Origin of the sequence: Mesorhizobium australicum WSM2073 (genome assembly GCF_000230995.2) — a bacterium.
Lineage (GTDB): Bacteria > Pseudomonadota > Alphaproteobacteria > Rhizobiales > Rhizobiaceae > Mesorhizobium > Mesorhizobium australicum.
The window spans coordinates 2441738-2461244 of the sequence record NC_019973.1 but is presented as its reverse complement, the minus strand read 5'-3'; the positions used below and the strand labels follow the sequence as shown (position 1 = coordinate 2461244).

Sequence of the window (19507 nt, the reverse complement as noted above, 5' to 3'; positions counted from 1 at the left end):
GCATGGCCCTGCTTGAACTGGACGACGTATCGAAGGCCTTCGGTTCGCTGAAGGCCGTCGATGGCGTGTCGTTCAAGGTCGAGGCCGGCGAGATCTTTGGCATCGCCGGCCCGAACGGCAGCGGCAAGAGCACGCTGTTCAACATCATCACCGGCATCCCGTTCGGGCCGGACAGAGGCCACATCCGCTTTGACGGGACCGCGATCAACGGCAAGTCTGGACATGCCATCGCGCGCCTCGGCCTTGCCCGCACCTTTCAGCGCGAAACCAGCTTCGACGGGCTGACCGTATTCGAGAACGCGCTGATCGGCGCCAGCTACGGCAGAAAGGAGAAAGGTGCAGCGGCAGCCGCCCGCGAGGCGGCCGCAGAGGCACTGGAGTTTGTCGGCTTGGGTTCAGTGTCCTTCGGGCGGCTGGCCGGCGAGCTTTCCGTCTTCGAGCGCAAATGCCTGATGCTTGCCACCGCGATCGCCATGCAGCCACGTATGCTGTTGCTCGACGAACCGGCATCGAGCTTGACCAAGCCCGAGATCGAGACGTCGATCGGTTTGATCCGCCGCACCGCCGAACGCGGCATCACCATCCTCCTGATCGAGCATGTGCTGACCTTCCTGATGAGCCTGTCGCAGCATCTGCTGGTGCTTAACAATGGCCGCGTGCTCGCCGCTGGCGAGCCGGCAAGCGTGATCGCCGACCAGCGCGTCATCGAGGCCTATCTCGGAACCCGGAGGGCGGTGGCGTGACTCCCATCCTCACCGTCGAAAGCGTCACCGCCGGCTATGGCCGCGTCACCGTGCTGCACGACATTTCGCTGGAAGCTGGCCGCTTCGGCAATGTCGGCCTGTTCGGACCCAACGGCCATGGCAAGACGACCCTGTTGCGCACCGTCTCCGGCCTGCTGCGGCCGAAGAACGGCCGCATCCAGTTCGACGGGCAAGACATAGCAGGCCTCAGCGCCCGCGCCATCGTCAGCGCCGGCCTGATCCACGTGCCGCAAGGCAACCGGCTGTTTCCCGACCTCTCCATCGCCGACTGCATGGCGCTCGGCGCCTATTCACCGCGCGCCCGTCCGCATGAGGCGGAGAACCGCGAGAAGGTGATCAAACTGTTCCCGAAACTGGCGGAACGCTGGCGCCAGCGCGTGCGCACGCTGTCGGGCGGCGAGCGCCAGATGGTGTCGATCGGCACGGCGCTGATGAGCCATCCGCGCCTCCTGATCCTCGACGAGCCGACGCTTGGGCTGGCCCCCAAGATCAAGGACGAACTCTGCGCCTCCGTCATGGACATTTCGCGCGGCGGGGTGCCGCTGATCGTCGTCGAGCAGGATATCGAGTTCCTGCTGGAACTGACGCAGCAACTCTACCTCGTCAACCACGGCGCGGTGGCGACCGAGATCAAGCCGGGCGAGAGCCTCGACCACGGCGAGATCATGTCGATGTATTTTGGCCACTAGGAACTCGGTATGAGCGCATTGGCGGAAATCCTGTTCGGCGGCCTGTTCCAAGGTTCGCTCTACGCCATGATGGCGGTCGGGCTCGCTTTGGTCTGGACGACGATCGGCGTGTTCAACTTCAGCCATGGCGTGTTCATGATGCTGGGCGCCTATGTCGCCTGGCAATTGGTGGAACTCGGCCTGCCGGCGGGGGTGGCCTTTCCCATCGCCGTGGTCGTCATGGCCGGCGTCGGCTGGATCCTGCAGGCAAGCGTCGTGCGGCCGCTGATCGGCCGGCCCAACATCGTGCTGGTCGTCGTCATCACCACGCTTGCCGCCGGATCGCTGATCGAGAACGGAGCGCTCACCATCTGGGGGCCGCGCTCCAAGCAGATCCCGGCGCTGGTCGACGGCAACGCCACCATCGGCGGCGTCGGCGTTTCGCTGCACCAGATCGCCATCATCGTCATCACGCCGCTGATCCTGGCGGCGTTGTGGATGTTCCTCAACCGTTCGCGCCTCGGGCTGGCATTGCGTGCGGTCGCGCAGAACGAGGACGCCAGCCATCTGGTCGGCCTGAATGTCACCGCGCTCTACGGGCTGGCCTTCGCCATCGCCGCTTCGCTGGCGGGGCTCGCCGGCATCTTCATGGGCGGCTATCGCTTCATGTCGCCCGTGATGGGCTCAGACCCGCTGCTCAAGGCGCTGATCGTCGTCGTCTTCGGCGGCATATCGAGCATATCGGGGCCGATCTTCGCCGCCTATCTGATCGGCTTTTTCGAGGCCGCCTGCAGCTATTATTTCGGCCTCTACTGGACGCCGGCATTGCTGTTCGGCGTGCTGATCCTGACCCTGATGGTACGTTCCGAGGGCATTTTCGCCAGCCGCTCGCGAGGCCTCGCATGACCGACACGACCTCGCCGATCACCCAGATCCGCACAGCGGCGGCAACCCCGATCGCACCTGGCCGCACGCCGTGGAAGCACGAAGCCATCGGATTCGTGCTCGGCTTGGCCGTGCTGGCGCTGCTGCCGCTCGTCTTCGGCGACACCTATGCCCGCCACATCCTGATCATGGCCTTTATCTACGCCATCGTGGCGTCGAATTGGGACCTCAGCCTCGGCTATGGCGGCGTCTTCAATTTCGGTCATCTGGCGCTCTTCGGCATCGGCGTCTACGCCTACAGCCTGCTGACCAAGCTGGCCGGGCTCGATCCGTGGATCGCGCTGTTTGCCAGCGGCATCATCGCCACGCTTGCCGCGATCGTGGTGACCATCCCGATCCTGCGCCTGAAGGGCATCTATATCATCCTGGTCACCTTCGGCTTCGCGCAATTGGTCATGCAAGTGATCCTCAGCCAGTCCGACATCACCGGCGGCACGCAAGGGATCGTGCGTATCCCCGGCCTCTACTGGTTCGACCACAATATGGTCCGCGACGCCAAATTCGCCTATTTCTATATCGCGCTGGCGCTGCTGGTGGCGAGCACGCTGTTCCTGCGTGTGTTCGTGCGCTCGCGCGCCGGCGCCAGCATCGTGGCGCTGCGCGACAATGAGGAATACGCCGTCAGCCGCGGTGTCTCGATCGTGCGCCAGCGCATGCTGACGCTTGCGGCAAGCGCCTTCTTTACCGGCATCGCCGGGGCCTTCTATGCCGCCTACCAGCGCAACGCCTCGATCGACGTGTTCGGCATGAGCCTGGCGACCATCATCCTGTCGATGGTGCTGCTGGGCGGCACCAGCACCATCTACGGCGCCATCGTCGCCTCTTTCGTGCTGACGGTTTTCGCCGAGTGGATGGCTGATTTCGGCGCATGGCGCCCAATGATCACGGCGGTTCTGATCATCGGCGTGATGCTGGCCTATCCCAGCGGACTGGCCGGCATGATCAAAGCGGCTTGGGGTGCCGTCGCCGGGCGGATCAACCGCCCGGCGTGACCACCTGAAAAGCAAGCTTCTCAGCGCACGCCGCACCAGTCGATGACGGATGCCGCGATCACCTTGGCGGTCTCGACCACCGATTCCACTTCGACATATTCGTTGGCGCCATGGAAGCCGTCGCCCGACGGACCGAAAATGACACCGTCGACACCGGCGCCAGCATAGTGCGCTGCATCACACACGGCGACGAAGCCGCTTGTCTGAGGCGCCTTGCCGATCGCCGCCTTGCGTTTCATCAGCGACGTCACCAGCGGATGGTCGACCGGCGTGTTCATCGGCGGGAAATGCAGCCCGCCGAGCTCCCACTGGATGGCAGGCGGGTTGTCGCGCAACCAGGCGTCGGTTTGCGCGAAATAATGGACGAACGCTTCGAAGTCGCGGCGGTATTCGGCTGAATTCTCATCCGGCAGAAACTTCATGTCGAGATCGAGCACGGCAACATCGGGGATGATGGCCGGGTTGGTCATCACCGTCGGCAGGCCGTGTTCGCCAAGGCCCGTTCCGCCATGCATGACTCCGATGTTGATCGTGTTCATGCCGACCGGCAGCAGCGGATGGGACTTTGCCCGTGTCCGGTCGAGCTCGTATTGGCGGACGGCGGCAATGAACCGCGCCGCGATCTCGATGGCGTTGACACCCGGCTTCAGCCGGTCCTTGTCGTGCCGTTGCGGGTAGATTTCGTTGTAACGCAGCGCCGAATGCGCGTTGCGGCCACGGATCGTCACCCGCGCCCATTCGAGCCCGCCCTCGACCGGGAGGACATCGCCCCAGGTCGGCTCGGCGACAAGCACCGCCTTGGCGAGTTTGCCCTTCTTGACCGCATCCATGGCGCCGAAGCCACCGGCCTCCTCGTCGACGACGGAGTGGACGGCCAACCGGCCTTGCAGTGTGATGCCCGCCTTGCGGATCGCGTGCGCGGCGGCGACGCAAGCCGCGACGCCGCCCTTCATGTCGACCGCACCCCGGCCATAGAGCCGGCCATTCGTGATCTCACCGCCGAACGGATCGACCGACCAGTCCTTCATCTCGCCGACCGGCACGACATCGATATGCCCACACAGGATCAGGCTGCGCTCCTCGTTTCCAGCCCAATCGCCGACCAGATTGGGCCGGCCGGGCAAGGCGTCCCACTGTTCGGTCTTGAAGCCATCGTGCTTGAGGATCGGCTCCAGCAGAGCCTGGACATCCGCCTCGCGGTTGATCGCCGGATTGGCCTCGAATTTGGGATTGACCGAAGGGATGCGGACCATGTCGCGGACAAGCCCGATCAGCCAGTCGCGGTCTCTCTCGATTTCAGCCTGCACGGCATCGATGATCGTCTGGGCGTCAGCCATGGTTATTCCTTCCTCGCACCGCCGCGCCGGGCGCATTGATGCTATTTCCTGGTGGTTCTTGGTTTGGCGGTTTCGTTGTCGGACGGCGACAAGGCGGCATCGAGGGTGACGGCATTGGCGCTGCGGATCTTCTCGATGTCCTCGATGCGCTTGCGCACCCCGGCGCCATGGCCTTCCAGCGCGTGGGCGAAAACCGTCTCCATCTGAGCCACGGCGGTCGCCAGCGTGTCGAAGGGCGAGTTGGCGTCGATCGCCGCGACCATCGTCAGGTCGGCGACGTCAGCGATCGGCGACAGCCACACATCGGTGAACAGCAGGAGGGAGACGCCGCGTTCCTTCGCCTGCCGCGCAAAGCTAACCACGTCCGACTGGTAGCGCCGGTAGTCGAACACGACGAGAAGGTCGCGCTTGCCGAGGTCGATCAGCAAGTCGAAATCCGCCGGGCTCAACGAGCCGATGTCGCGCACGCCGGAGCGGAACTGCAGGAGATAGCCGGCGAGCATGGAGGCGATGTGGCGGCTGAAACGGCCGCCCAGCAGGACGACCTGGCCCTTGGTCTCGAGCAGCAAATTGACAGCGCGTGTATAGGCCTGCAGGGGGACCGCCGTGCGCGTGCGCTCCAGACTGTCGGAAACCGAATGGAAATAGGCCAGTGCCGTGCCCTCGCTGGAGCCGCCCGGGCGCTTGGCCTCCATCATCAGCAACGGCGAATGCAGTCTGGATTCGACTTCCGTCAGCAGCCGCGCCTGGAAATCGGCAAAGCCGACATATCCGAGCTTGCTCATCAGGCGGGTCACGCTCGGGTCGCTGACGCCGGCGCGTCGCGCCAGCCGGGTCGCCGTTCCCAGCCCCGACATCGGATAATCGGCGAGCAGGACCTGAACGATCTTTTCTTCCGCCGACGTGAAAGCCAAGGTGGTGTTGGCCAACTCTTCGCGGATCGACATGGTCATCGCCTCTCGCCAACGGAAAGACGATTATCTTACAATTTCATACAAGATTGTCAAATTTGGAAAATATCTTACAGACTTGCGCGTCGACCTATCTGAATCTGGCGATGGGCAGGAATTTCACAGCGGAGCCGGTGAAGCGGCGGTGATCGGACGTCTGTCCTCGTGGCTGGAAGCCATCGAGATAGACCTGCTCCGGCGCCGTGCGGATGAAATTGGCGGCAATGACGGTCGCCGCTGTCGAGCCGGTTCCGGTGATGCGGCGCCCGGTCTCAACCGATTGGCCGGTCGGCGCCGCTGGCAGAATGACGGCGGTGGCTTCGGGATCGAGACGTGGCTGGACACGGTCGGCCTTGGGGCTGGTCCTGACACGGTCTTCAGGTTTCGATGCAGGGACTGCAATCCGCTGTCCAGCCAGCGAATCGAGGCTGTCATCGACGTGATGCGTGGCCAGCAAGGCACCGATTGCATCGGCGGATTTGGCCGCCTCCGGTTGACGCGCGGGGCCCGTCTGGTCTTGCGGTCGCCATGTCGGGACAGGGATGTTGAGCGCCAGCATGTCCGGGCCGGCAATCGCGGGGGCGGCATTCATCCTGGCCACGGGAATTTCGGCACCGGTCGCCGCCGGTTCAACCCGCGCGGTGGATGCGCTGCTGGCTACGCCGAACGGCACGGCTTGGGGGATTGGAATGGTGGTGGCGAACCCGGTGCGCGGTGCGAAAGCGGGTATCGGCACCGTGCCGGGCGGCATCGCCATGACGATCGCTTCAGGCGTCTTTGCAGGCGTTTCTTCGGCCGGATCGGCGGAGGGGGTCTGGACGTCCGCCCGCTGGGCTGCCTCCGGCGCCACGATAGCAATGCCCTGGCCAGCCGTCTTGGAGTCGCCAGGCATCTTGGGATCACCGGCCGTTTTAGGTTCAACTGACTTGGTCGGCTTGCGTGGCGCAGGCGCCGCTTCCGCGGCATCGTCCGCTTCATCCGCGCCGCGCCCACCCAAAAGCGTCGCCAGCAGGCCGCGCGCTGGCCTGCGTTGGCCGCGGTCGGCGCTGGCCAGTTCGATGTTGGGCGTGCCGGCGGCCTTGCGTGACTCGTAGGCGGCAAACGCCTGCTCGTAGCCAGGCAACGGTTTGCCGTCGCTCGGCACATGCAGCGTGTTGCCGTTCGGGAAGACCCTGGCGAGTTCCAGGCGGCTGATGCCAGGCCAATGCCGCACATTGCCGACATCCATATGAATGAACGGCGAACCGGAGGTCGGATAATAGCCGACGCCGCCGCCCTGCATCTTCAGGCCGATGTCGCGCAACTTCTTCAGCGGCACGTCCGGCAGGAAGAAGTCCATGGCGCGGCCAACCATGTGCTGGCTTTCGCGGGCCACGCCCTTCGAACGACCGCGCAGCATGGCGTTGGTCGCCGGCGAGCGATAGGCGCTGACCACATGGATATAGGCCGTCGAGCCGCTGGCGCGGTAAGCCTGCCAGACCAGGTCGAGCAGGCGCGGGTCCATCCTGGTCGGCTCGTTGCGGCGCCAGTCGCGCAGCATGAAGTTGATCTTCTTCAGGCCCGCGTGATCGTAGCGCCCATCGCGCTTGAAGACGATCTCGGCCTTCTCGCCCGTATGAAGATGCTGAATCCGCAGGGCACGCGTCTCGGCGAACGCATCGGTGACACACATGCAAAGCAACGCCATCGCAATGGCCGGCAACCATGTCCAACGACGGGAAGCGCCGAGCGGGTTTTGTTCGCTTTCAATCCCATTCATGCCTTGCACATCGTTCCTGTTTCAGGCGATTTGACGTCTTCGCTCAGATGAGGAGCTTTCGTTCGGCACTCTCCCCGGCAATGACTTAACCAGCCGGACAGGCAGCCGTCCGACAACCCGACATGTCGAAGAACAGCATCTTGGTTAACGAATCGTGTCATGCCGAGCATGCGTTCGACCGATGAGGGCGCGCCACCGGCAAGCGCCATAGGCCTGTTCACATTGCCGGCAGCCATCGATTGGTGATGAAATTGTGCTGCCGCGCCTTGTCGGTCGGCCTCGCGGGGACGCCGACCGCGGTGCTCCCCGCCGGAATATTCCTGGTGACAACGGCGCCCGCGCCGATAAGCGAGCGGCTGCCGATCGTGACCTCCTCTACGATGCACACGTTTGGGCCGATATAGACCTCGTCCCCTATCGACGCGGATTTGCCGAGCGTCGCCCCGATCGTCACATACTGGGATATATTGCAGTTGTTGCCGATCGTTGCCGTATGATGGACCACGCAAGGGCCGCCATGGCCGATGTAAAAGCCAAGGCCGATGCTGGTCTCCACAGGGATTTGTATGCCGAATTTCCTCATCTTCAGCGAGAGGAAGAGACGGGCTGTCCGGCACACGACGGAATTGTCCGACTGCGCGATCCGGTGCCAGACCATGTAGTTGAAGCCCCGATTCGGGAGGTACTGCCGGCACAAGTCACGATGTCGATGCTGCGCGTATAGCGATACAGATCGCTCTTGATGGCCTCGAATATCTTCATTATGGCCTCGGCACCCATGCCCGGAATGGGAACGGGCACTAGATCATCCCGGTAGCGCAAAGGGAACAACGCCGTGGGCAATCCACGGATTCCAGCGCATGCCGTGACTTCATCGCCTGTCCGTGCCGGAAAGACGGTGTCACAGGCGTTGTTTGCAGGGTGTCTGGTGCTGCGAGAGAGGATTGAACTCTCGACCTCTCCCTTACCAAGGGAGTGCTCTACCACTGAGCTACCGCAGCCGCTGATGGCGGGGCTTCTGCCATATCGAACCGGCAAGCGCAAGGCCAAGAACAACGCTTCTGTGAATGGCTTTGCCGGATAGCTTTTATTGACATGGCGGCGCCACAATGTTGGCTATCCCTGAAAGCGGGTTGGCCGGGCGCCAGCCGTGGCGGGACAATGAACGACAAGACAAATCCACCGAAGAACAGCGGAACAACCCGCAAGAACCGGCTCGCCGAGCAGTTGCGGGCCAACCTGCAGAAGCGCAAGGCGCAGTCGCGCTCGCGCCGGACAGGCGAGGCCGACCAGCGGCCCGACGGGCTCGGCGCGGCCAAGGAAATGAAGAAAGATTAACTCAAATCGGCCACTCTCAGGCCGGGGTGGGCGAAATCCTATTTCTTGAACCAAATTGGTCAATGGTCTAGACGGGCCGATACTCATACGATTGAACCGGCCCTTTTCTGGCCGAGAGGGACAGTCTCCAATGGATCGCATCAGAATTGTCGGCGGCAACAAGCTTGCCGGAAGCATTCCGATCTCGGGCGCGAAAAACGCCGCCCTGCCGCTGATGATCGCCTCGCTTCTGACCGACGACACGCTGACACTGGAAAACGTGCCGCATCTAGCCGATGTCGAGCAGTTGATCCGCATCCTCGGCAATCATGGCGTCGACTATTCGGTCAATGGCCGCCGTGAGAAGCAGAATGAGGGCTATTCGCGCACCATCAACTTCTCCGCCCGCAACATCGTCGACACGACGGCGCCTTACGAACTGGTGTCGAAAATGCGCGCCTCGTTCTGGGTGATCGGCCCGCTGCTGGCCCGCATGGGCGAGGCCAAGGTGTCGCTGCCCGGCGGCTGCGCCATCGGCACGCGCCCGGTTGATCTGTTCCTCGAAGGCCTGCAGGCGCTGGGCGCCGACATTGATGTCGATACCGGCTACGTCATCGCCAAGACCCGGAACGGCCGCCTTGTCGGCAACCGCTATGTCTTCCCGAAAGTCTCGGTCGGCGCCACCCATGTGCTGATGATGGCGGCGTCGCTGGCCAAGGGCGAGACGGTGCTTGAAAACGCCGCCTGCGAGCCGGAGATCGTCAATCTCGCCGAATGCCTGAACGCGATGGGCGCCAGGATTTCCGGCGCCGGCACGCCGACCATCACCATCGACGGCGTCGAAGCCCTGTCGGGCGCGCGCGTGCGTGTCATCCCCGACCGCATCGAGACCGGCACCTATGCCATGGCGGTGGCGATGACCGGCGGCGACGTCGTGCTGGAAGGCGCACGGCCGGAGCTGCTGCAGACGGCGCTCGACGTGATTTCCCAGACGGGCGCGGAGATCACCCAGACCAATTCCGGCATCCGCGTGAAGCGCAATGGCGCCGGCATTTCACCCGTCGACGTGACGACGGCCCCCTTCCCGGCCTTCCCGACCGATCTGCAGGCGCAGTTCATGGGCCTGATGACCATGGCCAAGGGCAAATCGCGCATCACCGAGACGATCTTCGAAAACCGCTTCATGCACGTCCAGGAACTGGCTCGGCTCGGCGCCCACATCACGCTCTCGGGGCAGACGGCGATCGTCGACGGCGTGGCGAAGCTGAAGGGCGCGCCAGTCATGGCGACCGATCTTCGCGCTTCCGTCTCGCTGGTCATCGCCGGCCTGGCGGCCGAAGGCGAAACCACGGTCAACCGTGTCTACCATCTCGACCGCGGTTTTGAGCGGCTGGAGGAAAAGCTATCCAATTGCGGCGCGGTGATCGAACGTATTTCCGCCTGACGGTCGGACGGCGGCAGCTTCCAGCAAAGGGCGGCTCATAGCGCCGCCGCCCGTCTGCCCGCAGCGCAAACCCGAGGCAATGCCTCGGGCGGACGTCGTGGGGTGGTTGCACCGGCCGGAAAGACCGCCTAACAGAGGCTGAAACCAACCTGTAGGTCGAAAATCCGGATGACCGCCCTCAAGCTTATCGCGCTCGACGACCAGGATCTGAGCATCGTCTCGGCCCATCTCCAGGACGCCGTGATGAAGGTCTCGGACCTCGAATTCCTGCCCAAGGCCAAACGCTTCGTCCTGACCATGAACCGTTTCGTGTGGGAGGCCAAATCCGGCCTGTTTCGCCAGCACAATGAACGACGGCAGGCCGTGCTGCATTTCGACCGGGTGCTGGGCGCCAAGACCAACGGTATCGCCCGCGACAAGCCCGCCGAAATTCTCTCCTTGCTGGCGATCAGCTTTATCGAGATCAGCAAGCCCGCGGGCATCGTCGAACTGATCTTTTCGGGCGGCGGCACGATCATGCTCGATGTCGAATGCATCGAGGCCCGCCTTGCCGATATTGGCGGCGCGTGGGAAGCCACGTCGCGCCCCATCCACAGGGCTTGAGCATACGATGGCCATCACGCTTGCCCAGTCCGACACCGATTTCGAGCAGCGTTTCGCCGCGTTTCTCACGACCAAGCGCGAGGTGTCGGCCGACGTCGACGCCGTGGTGCGAGACATCATCGCGCGCGTGCGTGCCGAGGGCGATGCGGCACTGATCGACTACACGCGGAAATTCGGCGGAGGCGACCTCGCCAAGCTCGGCATTGCCGTCTCGGCGGAAGACATCGCCGGCGCCTATGCCGAGGCCGATCCGGCCACGGTCGAGGCGCTGAAATTCGCACGCGACCGCATCCGGTCCCATCACGAGCGGCAAAAGCCTCAGGACGAACGCTACACGGATCCCGCCGGCGTCGAGCTCGGCTCGCGCTGGACGGCGATCGAGGCGGTCGGGCTCTATGTGCCGGGCGGCACGGCAAGCTATCCGAGCTCGGTGCTGATGAACGCCGTGCCAGCCAAGGTAGCCGGCGTCGAGCGCATCGTCATGGTCGTGCCGGCACCGCACGGCGTCGTCAACCCGCTGGTGCTGGTGGCGGCGGATATATCGGGCGTCTCCGAAATCTACCGCGTCGGCGGCGCGCAGGCGATCGCGGCACTCGCCTATGGTACGCAGACGATAAAGCCCGTCGCCAAGATCGTCGGTCCAGGCAATGCCTATGTCGCCGCAGCCAAGCGGCAGGTGTTCGGCACGGTCGGCATCGACATGATCGCCGGCCCTTCCGAAGTGCTCGTCGTGGCGGACGGCGACAACGATCCGGACTGGATCGCCGCCGATCTGCTCGCCCAGGCCGAACATGACGTGTCGGCGCAGTCGATCCTGATCACCGACGACCCAGCATTCGGCAAGGCGGTCGAACGGGCGGTCGAACGCCAGCTGCGGAGCCTGCCGCGCGCGGAAACGGCGGCCCAGAGCTGGCGCGATTTCGGCGCCGTCATCCTGGTTGCGACGGTCGAGGCCGCGCCGCCGCTGGTCGACCGCATCGCCGCCGAACATGTCGAGCTGGCCATCGAGGATGCCGAAGGCTTCCTGGCGAAGATGCGCAACGCGGGCGCGGTTTTTCTCGGTCGCCACACGCCCGAGGTCATTGGCGACTATGTCGGCGGCTCCAATCACGTGCTGCCGACGGCGCGCTCGGCGCGCTTCTCGTCGGGCCTGTCCGTGCTCGACTTTGTCAAGCGCACCTCGGTCCTCAAACTCGGACCGGAGCAGTTGCGCGTGCTGGCACCCGCGGCGATCGCACTCGCGCAGGCGGAAGGGCTTGACGCGCATGGCCGCTCTGTCGCCATACGGCTGAACATGTAGGCGGGTATGACGGGCTCCGGTCAAACCCGCGCAAAACTGATCGATGTCGAACTCGATGAGTCGATCGGCCGTTCGACGCCCGATGTCGAGCATGAGCGGGCGGTGGCGATCTTCGACCTGATCGAGGAGAATAGTTTTCAGCCTGTCAACGACAGCGGTGCGGGTCCCTACCGGCTGAAGCTGTCGCTGGCCGAGTCCCGCCTGGTCTTTGCCGTGGCGCGCGAGGACGGCACCGCCGTCGTCACCCACATCCTGTCGCTGACGCCGCTCAGGCGCATCGTCAAGGATTACTACATGATCTGCGAGAGCTATTACGACGCCATCCGCTCCTCGACGCCGAGCCATATCGAGGCGATCGACATGGGCCGCCGTGGCCTGCACAATGAGGGCTCGCAGACGCTGATGGATCGGCTCTCCGGCAAGATCGACATCGACTTCGACACGGCGCGACGGCTGTTCACGCTGGTCTGCGTGCTGCACTGGCGGGGCTGATCCTGGCCCCCGGCGCCCTGCCCCGCTCGGTTCTGTTCCTGTGCGGCATGAATGCCGTCCGCTCGCCGATGGCCGAGCAGCTGGCGCGCCGGATGCTGCCCGCCACCGTCTTCGTCGCCTCGGCCGGCGTGCGCGCCGGCGAGCGCGACCCGTTCGTCGATGCCGTGCTTGCCGAGGACGGGCTGTCGCTGGGTGAGCGTCATCCAAGGACGCTGAACGATCTCGAGGACGACTATTTCGACCTGATCGTGACACTGGCGCCGGAGGCCCACCATGCCGCGCTCGAACTCACGCGCTCGCTTGCCGTCGAGGTGGAATACTGGCCGACGCCGGATCCGACCGATGCCAGCGGCACGCGCGAACACATCATGGCCAGCTATCGCGACGTGCGCGAGCGGCTGAAAGCCCGGATCTACAGCCGGTTCACCGTTCCGAGGCCTGGCGATTAAGCGTGTTCACAAGCGACAGATTATCATATAGGTTCCGCCGAAATTCCAGCCGGGGCGCTGGAACTGCCATCCAAGCAAAGGTATCGAATGCCGAAGGAAGAAGTCCTCGAGTTTCCGGGTATCGTCACGGAATTGTTGCCCAACGCGATGTTCAGGGTGAAGCTCGAAAACGAACACGAGATCATCGCCCATACCGCCGGCCGCATGCGCAAGAACCGCATCCGCGTGCTGACCGGCGACAAGGTTCTGGTCGAGATGACGCCATACGACCTGACCAAGGGCCGCATCACCTACCGCTTCAAGTAAGATCAAGACCCGGCCGGTAAAGCGATGAGCATTTTGCAAAAGCTGGTGCTTGCCTCGGGTTCGCCGCGCCGCATCGAACTCCTGCAGCAGGCCGGCATCGAGCCGGACCGCATCCTGCCAGCCGATATCGACGAAACGCCGCTGCGTGCCGAGCATCCGCGCTCGCTGGCCAAACGGCTGTCGAAGGAAAAGGCCGAGAAGGCGTTCGCGTCGCTGAAGTCCGAGACGGACCATGCGCCGAGCTTCGTGCTGGCGGCCGACACGGTGGTCGCCGTCGGGCGGCGCATCCTGCCCAAGGCCGAGACGCTGGACGACGCGGCCAACTGCCTCGGGCTGTTGTCCGGACGTTCGCACCGGGTCTATTCCGGCATCTGCCTGATCACGCCGGGCGGCAAACTGCGCCAGCGACTGGTCGAGACGCGGGTGCGTTTCAAGCGGCTGCCGCGCGAGGAGATCGACGCCTATGTCGCCTCGGGCGAATGGCGCGGAAAGGCCGGCGGCTATGCCGTGCAAGGATTGGCCGGCGCCTTCGTCGTCAAGCTCGTCGGCTCCTACACCAATATTGTCGGCCTGCCGCTCTACGAGACGGTGGCGCTGCTGTCGGGCGAAGGTTTCAAGACGCATCAGAACTGGTTGTCCGCGCGACCATGAGCCTCGACGACAAGGTCACGCCCCTGCGGCCCAAGCGCCCGTGCCCGGAATGCGGCAAGCCATCGGCGCGCGAAACCTATCCATTCTGCTCGACGCGCTGCAAGGACATCGACCTCAACCGCTGGCTGAAGGGTGCCTATGTCATCTCGGCCCGCGACGACGAGGAAGAACCGGACGCCGACGAGCCGAACTAGACCAGTGCCGGTCAGGCGGCTTCGTTCTTGCGTTTGACGCGCGCCCAGGCCGGCAGCCAGTCGCCATGTGCGGCCAGGAGATCGTCGACCAGTGACCAGATCTGGTCGAGATCGAGCTCGGCCGCCGTGTGCGGATCCATCATCGCCGCGTGATAGATGTGTTCGCGGTTTTCGCTCATCAGCGCCCGCACCGTCAGTTCCTGCACGTTGATGTTGGTGCGGATCAGCGCCGTCAATTGCGGCGGCAGGTCGCCTATATAGATCGGCTGGATGCCGGACGCATCGACCAGGCACGGCACTTCGGCGGCGCAATCACGCGGCAGCGAGGTGATGCAGCCATTGTTGCGCACATTGCCGTAGATGACCGACGGTTCGCCGGTCCAGACCGAATTCATGATCGAGGAGGCATATTCCTTCGACTCTTCGACCTCGATGCGCTGGGCCGAGCGGTAGGCCTGCGCCTGGTCCTTCCAACGCTCGATCTGCTCGACGCAGCGCTTGGGGTATTCATCGAGCGGAATGCCGTATTTCTCGATCAAATCGGGGCGGCCGTCCTTGATGAAATAGGGCGTGTATTCGGCGAAATGCTCCGAGCTCTCGGTGACGAAATAGCCCAGCCGCGTCAGCATCTCATAGCGCACCTTGTTCGGACAGCGCGGATTCCAGCCGGGTTTCGGCGCGCGGCCTTCGCGATAGGCCCGCACGAGATCGGGATAGAGGTCGCGATAGGATCCGTCCGGCTGGCGATGCTCGAACTGCAGGTAGAAGGCCATATGGTTGATGCCGGCCGAGCGGTAGCGGATCTCGTCATAGGGAAGGTCGAGATCGTGTGCCAGTTCCATCGCCGTACCTTGCACCGAGTGGCACAGCCCGACCTGCCTGATCTCGGGATATTTCTCCGAGATCGCCCAGGTGTTGATCGCCATCGGGTTGACATATTGCAGCATGATGGCCCGCGGGCAGACGGCAAGCATGTCCTCGCAGATCTTCCACAGATGCGGCACGGTCCTGAGGCCGCGCATGATGCCGCCGACGCCGAGCGTATCGGCGATGGTCTGGCGCAGGCCATATGTCTTCGGCACCTCGAAATCCGTGACGGTGCAGGGCTCATAGCCGCCGATCTGGAAGGCGACGACGACGAAATCGGCGTCCGCCAGCGCCTTGCGCTGGTCCGTGTAGGTCTCGGCCATCGCCTTGACGCCGAGTGTGGCGATCAGTTTGTTGACGACGACGGCGCTTTCTTCCAGCCGCTGCGGATTGATGTCCATCAGCGCGATCGTGGCGCCCGAAAGCGCCGGGCGCTGCAGCACGTCGCCGACGATGTTCTTCATGAACACCGTCGAGCCGGCGCCGATGAAAGTGATCCTGGGATGTCTTGCCACGTTAACCTCCGGCATATGTTCAGGCCACGTCGAAAGCGGCCCTGACGAGCCGTTCGGTGTAGGCGGTCTTGGGATGGGTGAGGACCTGGTCGACAGGTCCCTGCTCGACGATCTTGCCGTGCTGCATGACGATGACGCGGTGGCAGAGCGCCCGCACCACCTTCAGGTCGTGCGAGATGAAGAGATAGCTCAAGCCACGCTCGTCCTGCAGCTTGCGCAGCAGGTCGATGATCTGCGCCTGGACGGAGAGATCCAGCGCCGACGTCGGCTCGTCGAGCAGGATGAATTCGGGTTCGAGCGCGATGGCCCGGGCGATGGCGATGCGCTGCCGCTGGCCGCCGGAAAATTCATGCGGAAACCGCGACAGGATATCGCCCGGCATGCCCGCGCTGACCAACGCCTCGCGCACCCGTTCGACCCGCTCGCGGCGCGTTGCGCCGATGCCGTTGACGACCAGCCCTTCCTCGATGATCTGGCCGATCGTCATGCGTGGGTTAAGCGAGGAGAACGGGTCCTGGAAGACGATCTGCATGCGCGACCGCAGCGGCCGCATCTGCGTTCGCGACAGGCCATGGATCGGCTGGCCATCGAAGCGGATCTCACCGCGTTTCGCTTCGGTCAGCCGGAGCAGCGCCTGGCCGAACGTGGTCTTGCCGGAGCCGGATTCGCCGACCAGCCCAAGCGTCTCATGGCGGCAAAGCTTGAGGTCGAGGTCGTCGACCGCGACCAGTTCACGCCAGTCCGGCTTCAAGAACGTGCCGTGGCGCAGCATGAAGCAGACGCGCACGCCATTCGCTTCGAGGATGGTGCCAGAGCCCGCGGGCAACGGTTGCGGCCGTCCTCTTGGTTCGGAAGCAAGCAATCGCCTGGTGTAGGGATGCCGCGGATCGGTGAACAAGCGTTCAGTGACGTTGTGCTCGCACATTTCGCCATGCTGCATCACATAGACGTAGTCGGAAAACTTGCGCACCACGGTGAGGTCGTGGGTGATCAGGATCACCGCCATCCGCAGCTCTTTCTGCAGATTGCGGATCAGGTTGAGGATCTGCGCCTGGACCGTGACGTCGAGCGCGGTCGTCGGCTCATCGGCGATCAACACGTCGGGATCGTTGGCGAGCGCCATGGCGATCATCACGCGCTGCCGTTGCCCACCCGAGAGCTGGTGCGGATATTGCTTGAGCCGCGCCTCGGGCTCGGGAATCTGCACATGCCGCAGCAGTTCGAGAGCGCGCGCCCAGGCTTGTTTGCGGCTCACCTTGCGATGCACCCGGATCGCTTCGACGATCTGGCTGCCGACCGTGTAAATCGGGTTGAGCGAGCTCATCGGCTCCTGGAAGATCATCGAGATGCGGTTGCCGCGCAGCTTGCGCCGGGCGCTCTCGGGGAATTTCAGAATGTCCTGTCCGTCATAACAGACGCTCGATTTCGGTGACACCGTTGCGCGGCGCGACAGCAGGCCCATGACGGTGCGCGCCGTCACCGATTTGCCGGAACCGGATTCGCCGACGATCGCGATCGTCTCGCCGCGATAGAGCTGGAACGAGATGTCCTTGACCGCCTCGACGGTACCGTGCTCGACCTTGAAGGCGACCTCGATGTTGCGGGCGTCGATGACGGGCTCTCCCTGGCGCCCATCATGATCGAGGCGAAAGGCTGGTGCGAAGGGCTCGGCGAGTACGACGGTCATTCCTGTCCCCTCAATACGGATCGACGGCATCGCGCAGGCCGTCGCCGAGCGCGTTGAAGGCGAAGACGGTGACCAGCACGAAACCGACCGGCGACAGGATCCAGGGATAGGTACCGATGACGGAATAGGTCGCGGTGTCCTGAAGCATCAGCCCCCAGGAGATCAGGGGCGGCTTGACGGCAAAACCGAGGAAACCGAGGAAGGATTCGAGCAGCACAACCGTCGGGATGGCCAGCGTCACGGCGACGATCACGTGGCTCATCACATTGGGGAAGATGTGCTGCAGGATGATGCGCCGGTCGGTGGAGCCGACCGCCATGGCGGCGCGCACATATTCGATGCGCGCCAGCGCCAGTGTCTTGCCGCGCACCTCGCGCGACATCTGCGCCCAGCCCAACGCCGACATGACGATGATGACAAAGCCGAGGAACACATTGGTCGGCGCGGTGACAGGGATCAGCGTCGTCAGCGCCAGATAGAGCGGCAGTTGTGGGAAGGCGAGCACCAGTTCGACGAAGCGCTGCATCCAGACGTCGAACCGGCCGCCGAAATAGCCCGACACCATGCCGACAGTGGTACCGATGACCGTGATGATGAAGACCACCGTCAGCGCGATCATCAGCGAGACGCGCGAACCATGGATGGCGCGCGACAGCACGTCCCGGCCGAATTTGTCGGTGCCGAGGAAATGCACCGGCTGGCCGTCCGTCGAGGCGAACAAGTGCCGGTTCGCCGGGATCAGCCCGAAGAGCTTGTAGGGCGCGCCCTCGACGAAGAAGCCAAGCAGCCTCGGGTGGTCGTAGTCGGGGCCGACGATGGGCTGGAAGGTGACCGGATCGAGATCGGCCGAATCGGCCAGCGCATAGACCCTAGGCCGCGCGACGAAATTACCATCCTTGTCGTGGAAGGACGGCAGCTGCGGCGGGGCGAAGCCGACATCGGTCGCCTTCGGATCCATCGGGGCCAGGAATTCGGCGAACACGGCCATCACCAGCAGCAGCACGACCAGCCAAAGCCCAGCCATCCCGGTCCAGGAGCGCTTCAGCCGGCGCCAGACAAGCGCCATGTAGCTCTCATTGCCGCGTGCGGGCGCTACTGTGGCTCGCTCGGCCGGCAGTGGCGGTGGTGAAGGCTCTCGCGCCAGCATCTAGCCCTCCCCGAACTGGCGCACGCGCGGATCGAGCAGGACGAGCAGCATGTCGGCGATGATGTTGCCGACGATCAGCGTCGCCGACAGCACCATCATGAAGGTGGCTGTGACATAGACGTCGCCGACCGCCATCGAACCGACGATCGCCGGACCGACGGTCGGCAGCGCGAAGATGATCGCCGTCTCGATCTCGCCGGTCAGCATGTATGGCAGCACCACGCCCTGGTACATGACGAGCGGATGCAAGGCATTGGGCACGGCGTGGCGCATGACGACGGCACTGCCGGTCAGGCCCTTGGCTCTCGCCGTCTCGACATATTGCGCGTTGAGCGTGTCGAGCAGATTGCCGCGCATGACGCGCATATTGTAGGCAAGGCCGCCGAAGGTGGCGATCGCCACCACCGGCCAGACATGCTTGACCAGGTCGACGAATTTGGCCCACGACCATGGCGCGCCGCCATATTGCGGCGAGAAGAATGAGCCGATCTCCGACACGTTGAACTGGAAGACCAGGAAATAGACGATGATCAGCGCCATCAGGAAGCGCGGCACCGTCATGCCGAGAAAGGCGATGGCCGACAGCGTGGAATCGATCCAGGTGTATTGCCGGGTCGCGGCCCATATGCCGAAAGTGATGCCGAGCACCGAGGCGAGCAGATGGCAGACCAGCGCGAGCAGCAGCGTGCGCGGCAGGCGCTCGCCGACGACCTCGGCCACCGGCTTGTTGTAATAGAGGCTGTAGCCGAAATCGCCGCGGGTGACGACGCCGCCGATCCAGTTGAGATACTGGACGGGCAGCGGCTTATCGAGGCCGTGTTCGACGCGATAGGCCTGGGCCTGTGCGTCGGCCTCCGCGAAGGAGGCTCCGCCCTGGTTGATCAGCTGCGAGCGGATGTAATCGGCATAATCGCCAGGCGGCGCTTGGATGATGGCAAAGGTGACGAGACTCAAAATAGCGAGAACCGGGATTGCCGACGCTATGCGCATGAGCAGGAATCGCAGCATGGACGGTCCGCTTCCTCATCTCGCCGGACGCTCCCCTGGAGGGGCGTTCGGAGGGTTGGTTTGTCCCGGCCGCGCCATCGACGCGGCCGGGTGTCTCTCAGTCAGGGAGGTA

General features: G+C 64.0%; 21 protein-coding genes and 1 tRNA gene. 13 read left to right on the top strand and 9 right to left on the bottom strand.

Going from position 1 to position 19507, the window contains the following annotated elements:
* Window positions 1-2 precede the first annotated feature (2 nt).
* Genes MESAU_RS11860 through MESAU_RS11845 form a run of 4 tightly spaced genes read left to right on the top strand, consistent with a single transcriptional unit; the run spans window position 3 to window position 3369 of the window.
* Entirely contained in the window at window positions 3-743 is a 741-nt protein-coding gene (locus tag MESAU_RS11860; protein ID WP_015316277.1) for an ABC transporter ATP-binding protein, read from the top strand.
* Window positions 740-1453 (top strand): ABC transporter ATP-binding protein, encoded by a 714-nt coding sequence (locus MESAU_RS11855; protein ID WP_015316276.1) that lies wholly within the window; start codon window positions 740-742, stop codon window positions 1451-1453. Before MESAU_RS11860 ends, MESAU_RS11855 begins: the two co-directional genes overlap by 4 nt.
* Window positions 1454-1462: 9 nt before the next feature.
* Window positions 1463-2338, top strand: coding sequence for a branched-chain amino acid ABC transporter permease (locus tag MESAU_RS11850; protein WP_015316275.1), 876 nt, complete (start codon window positions 1463-1465; stop codon window positions 2336-2338).
* A complete protein-coding gene (locus MESAU_RS11845; protein WP_015316274.1) occupies window positions 2335-3369 on the top strand; it encodes a branched-chain amino acid ABC transporter permease in 1035 nt (344 codons plus the stop codon). Before MESAU_RS11850 ends, MESAU_RS11845 begins: the two co-directional genes overlap by 4 nt.
* A 20-nt stretch (window positions 3370-3389) precedes the next feature.
* Here MESAU_RS11845 and MESAU_RS11840 read toward each other — a convergent pair whose 3' ends face one another.
* The 5 genes from MESAU_RS11840 to MESAU_RS11820 all read right to left on the bottom strand — a co-directional run bounded on the left by MESAU_RS11840 (window position 3390) and on the right by MESAU_RS11820 (window position 8416).
* The gene (locus MESAU_RS11840) at window positions 3390-4706 is read right to left on the bottom strand and encodes a M20 family metallopeptidase (RefSeq protein ID WP_041163340.1); all 1317 of its coding nucleotides are present in this window, start codon (window positions 4704-4706) and stop codon (window positions 3390-3392) included.
* A 41-nt stretch (window positions 4707-4747) separates the two neighbouring features.
* Window positions 4748-5653 (bottom strand): MurR/RpiR family transcriptional regulator, encoded by a 906-nt coding sequence (locus MESAU_RS11835; RefSeq protein WP_015316272.1) that lies wholly within the window; start codon window positions 5651-5653, stop codon window positions 4748-4750.
* Between the two features lie 94 nt (window positions 5654-5747).
* Entirely contained in the window at window positions 5748-7415 is a 1668-nt protein-coding gene (locus tag MESAU_RS11830; RefSeq protein WP_041163339.1) for a peptidoglycan L,D-endopeptidase MepK, read from the bottom strand.
* A gap of 217 nt (window positions 7416-7632) precedes the next feature.
* Complete coding sequence (locus MESAU_RS11825; RefSeq protein WP_051041260.1) at window positions 7633-8073, bottom strand: serine acetyltransferase; 441 nt, start codon at window positions 8071-8073, stop codon at window positions 7633-7635.
* A gap of 268 nt (window positions 8074-8341) precedes the next feature.
* Window positions 8342-8416 (bottom strand) — tRNA-Thr (locus tag MESAU_RS11820).
* Window positions 8417-8576: 160 nt separating this feature from the next.
* Between MESAU_RS11820 and MESAU_RS11815 the strand changes: the two genes are divergently transcribed.
* The 9 genes from MESAU_RS11815 (at window position 8577) to yacG (ending at window position 14171) form a co-directional block, all read left to right on the top strand.
* A complete protein-coding gene (locus MESAU_RS11815; RefSeq protein ID WP_015316270.1) occupies window positions 8577-8753 on the top strand; it encodes a hypothetical protein in 177 nt (58 codons plus the stop codon).
* A gap of 130 nt (window positions 8754-8883) precedes the next feature.
* A complete protein-coding gene (gene murA, locus MESAU_RS11810; protein WP_015316269.1) occupies window positions 8884-10176 on the top strand; it encodes a UDP-N-acetylglucosamine 1-carboxyvinyltransferase in 1293 nt (430 codons plus the stop codon).
* 168 nt (window positions 10177-10344) lie between these two features.
* Window positions 10345-10779, top strand: coding sequence for a DUF2948 family protein (locus tag MESAU_RS11805; protein WP_015316268.1), 435 nt, complete (start codon window positions 10345-10347; stop codon window positions 10777-10779).
* Window positions 10780-10786: 7 nt separating this feature from the next.
* Window positions 10787-12079 (top strand): histidinol dehydrogenase, encoded by a 1293-nt coding sequence (hisD, locus tag MESAU_RS11800; protein ID WP_015316267.1) that lies wholly within the window; start codon window positions 10787-10789, stop codon window positions 12077-12079.
* A gap of 6 nt (window positions 12080-12085) precedes the next feature.
* On the top strand, window positions 12086-12571 hold the full coding sequence (locus tag MESAU_RS11795) for a UPF0262 family protein (protein WP_015316266.1): 486 nt from the start codon (window positions 12086-12088) through the stop codon (window positions 12569-12571).
* Window positions 12559-13020: an arsenate-mycothiol transferase ArsC gene (locus tag MESAU_RS11790; protein WP_083882981.1), complete on the top strand. Its 462-nt coding sequence runs from the start codon at window positions 12559-12561 to the stop codon at window positions 13018-13020. Before MESAU_RS11795 ends, MESAU_RS11790 begins: the two co-directional genes overlap by 13 nt.
* Window positions 13021-13107: 87 nt before the next feature.
* Complete coding sequence (infA, locus tag MESAU_RS11785; RefSeq protein ID WP_006329283.1) at window positions 13108-13326, top strand: translation initiation factor IF-1; 219 nt, start codon at window positions 13108-13110, stop codon at window positions 13324-13326.
* A gap of 24 nt (window positions 13327-13350) precedes the next feature.
* Window positions 13351-13977: a Maf-like protein gene (locus MESAU_RS11780; protein WP_015316264.1), complete on the top strand. Its 627-nt coding sequence runs from the start codon at window positions 13351-13353 to the stop codon at window positions 13975-13977.
* The gene (yacG, locus tag MESAU_RS11775) at window positions 13974-14171 is read left to right on the top strand and encodes a DNA gyrase inhibitor YacG (protein WP_015316263.1); all 198 of its coding nucleotides are present in this window, start codon (window positions 13974-13976) and stop codon (window positions 14169-14171) included. The genes MESAU_RS11780 and yacG overlap by 4 nt, the downstream gene beginning before the upstream one ends.
* A gap of 11 nt (window positions 14172-14182) precedes the next feature.
* On the opposite strand, the gene melA is transcribed toward yacG, so the two are convergent.
* From melA to MESAU_RS11755, 4 genes are read right to left on the bottom strand one after another with little or no spacing between them, the layout of a single operon-like run.
* Complete coding sequence (gene melA, locus MESAU_RS11770) at window positions 14183-15553, bottom strand: alpha-glucosidase/alpha-galactosidase (RefSeq protein ID WP_015316262.1); 1371 nt, start codon at window positions 15551-15553, stop codon at window positions 14183-14185.
* Between the two features lie 19 nt (window positions 15554-15572).
* On the bottom strand, window positions 15573-17240 hold the full coding sequence (locus tag MESAU_RS11765; protein WP_015316261.1) for an ABC transporter ATP-binding protein: 1668 nt from the start codon (window positions 17238-17240) through the stop codon (window positions 15573-15575).
* Between the two features lie 10 nt (window positions 17241-17250).
* Window positions 17251-18387, bottom strand: a complete 1137-nt coding sequence (locus tag MESAU_RS11760) for an ABC transporter permease (RefSeq protein WP_015316260.1) — start codon at window positions 18385-18387, stop codon at window positions 17251-17253.
* Window positions 18388-19395, bottom strand: coding sequence for an ABC transporter permease (locus tag MESAU_RS11755; RefSeq protein WP_015316259.1), 1008 nt, complete (start codon window positions 19393-19395; stop codon window positions 18388-18390).
* Window positions 19396-19507: the final 112 nt, after the last annotated feature.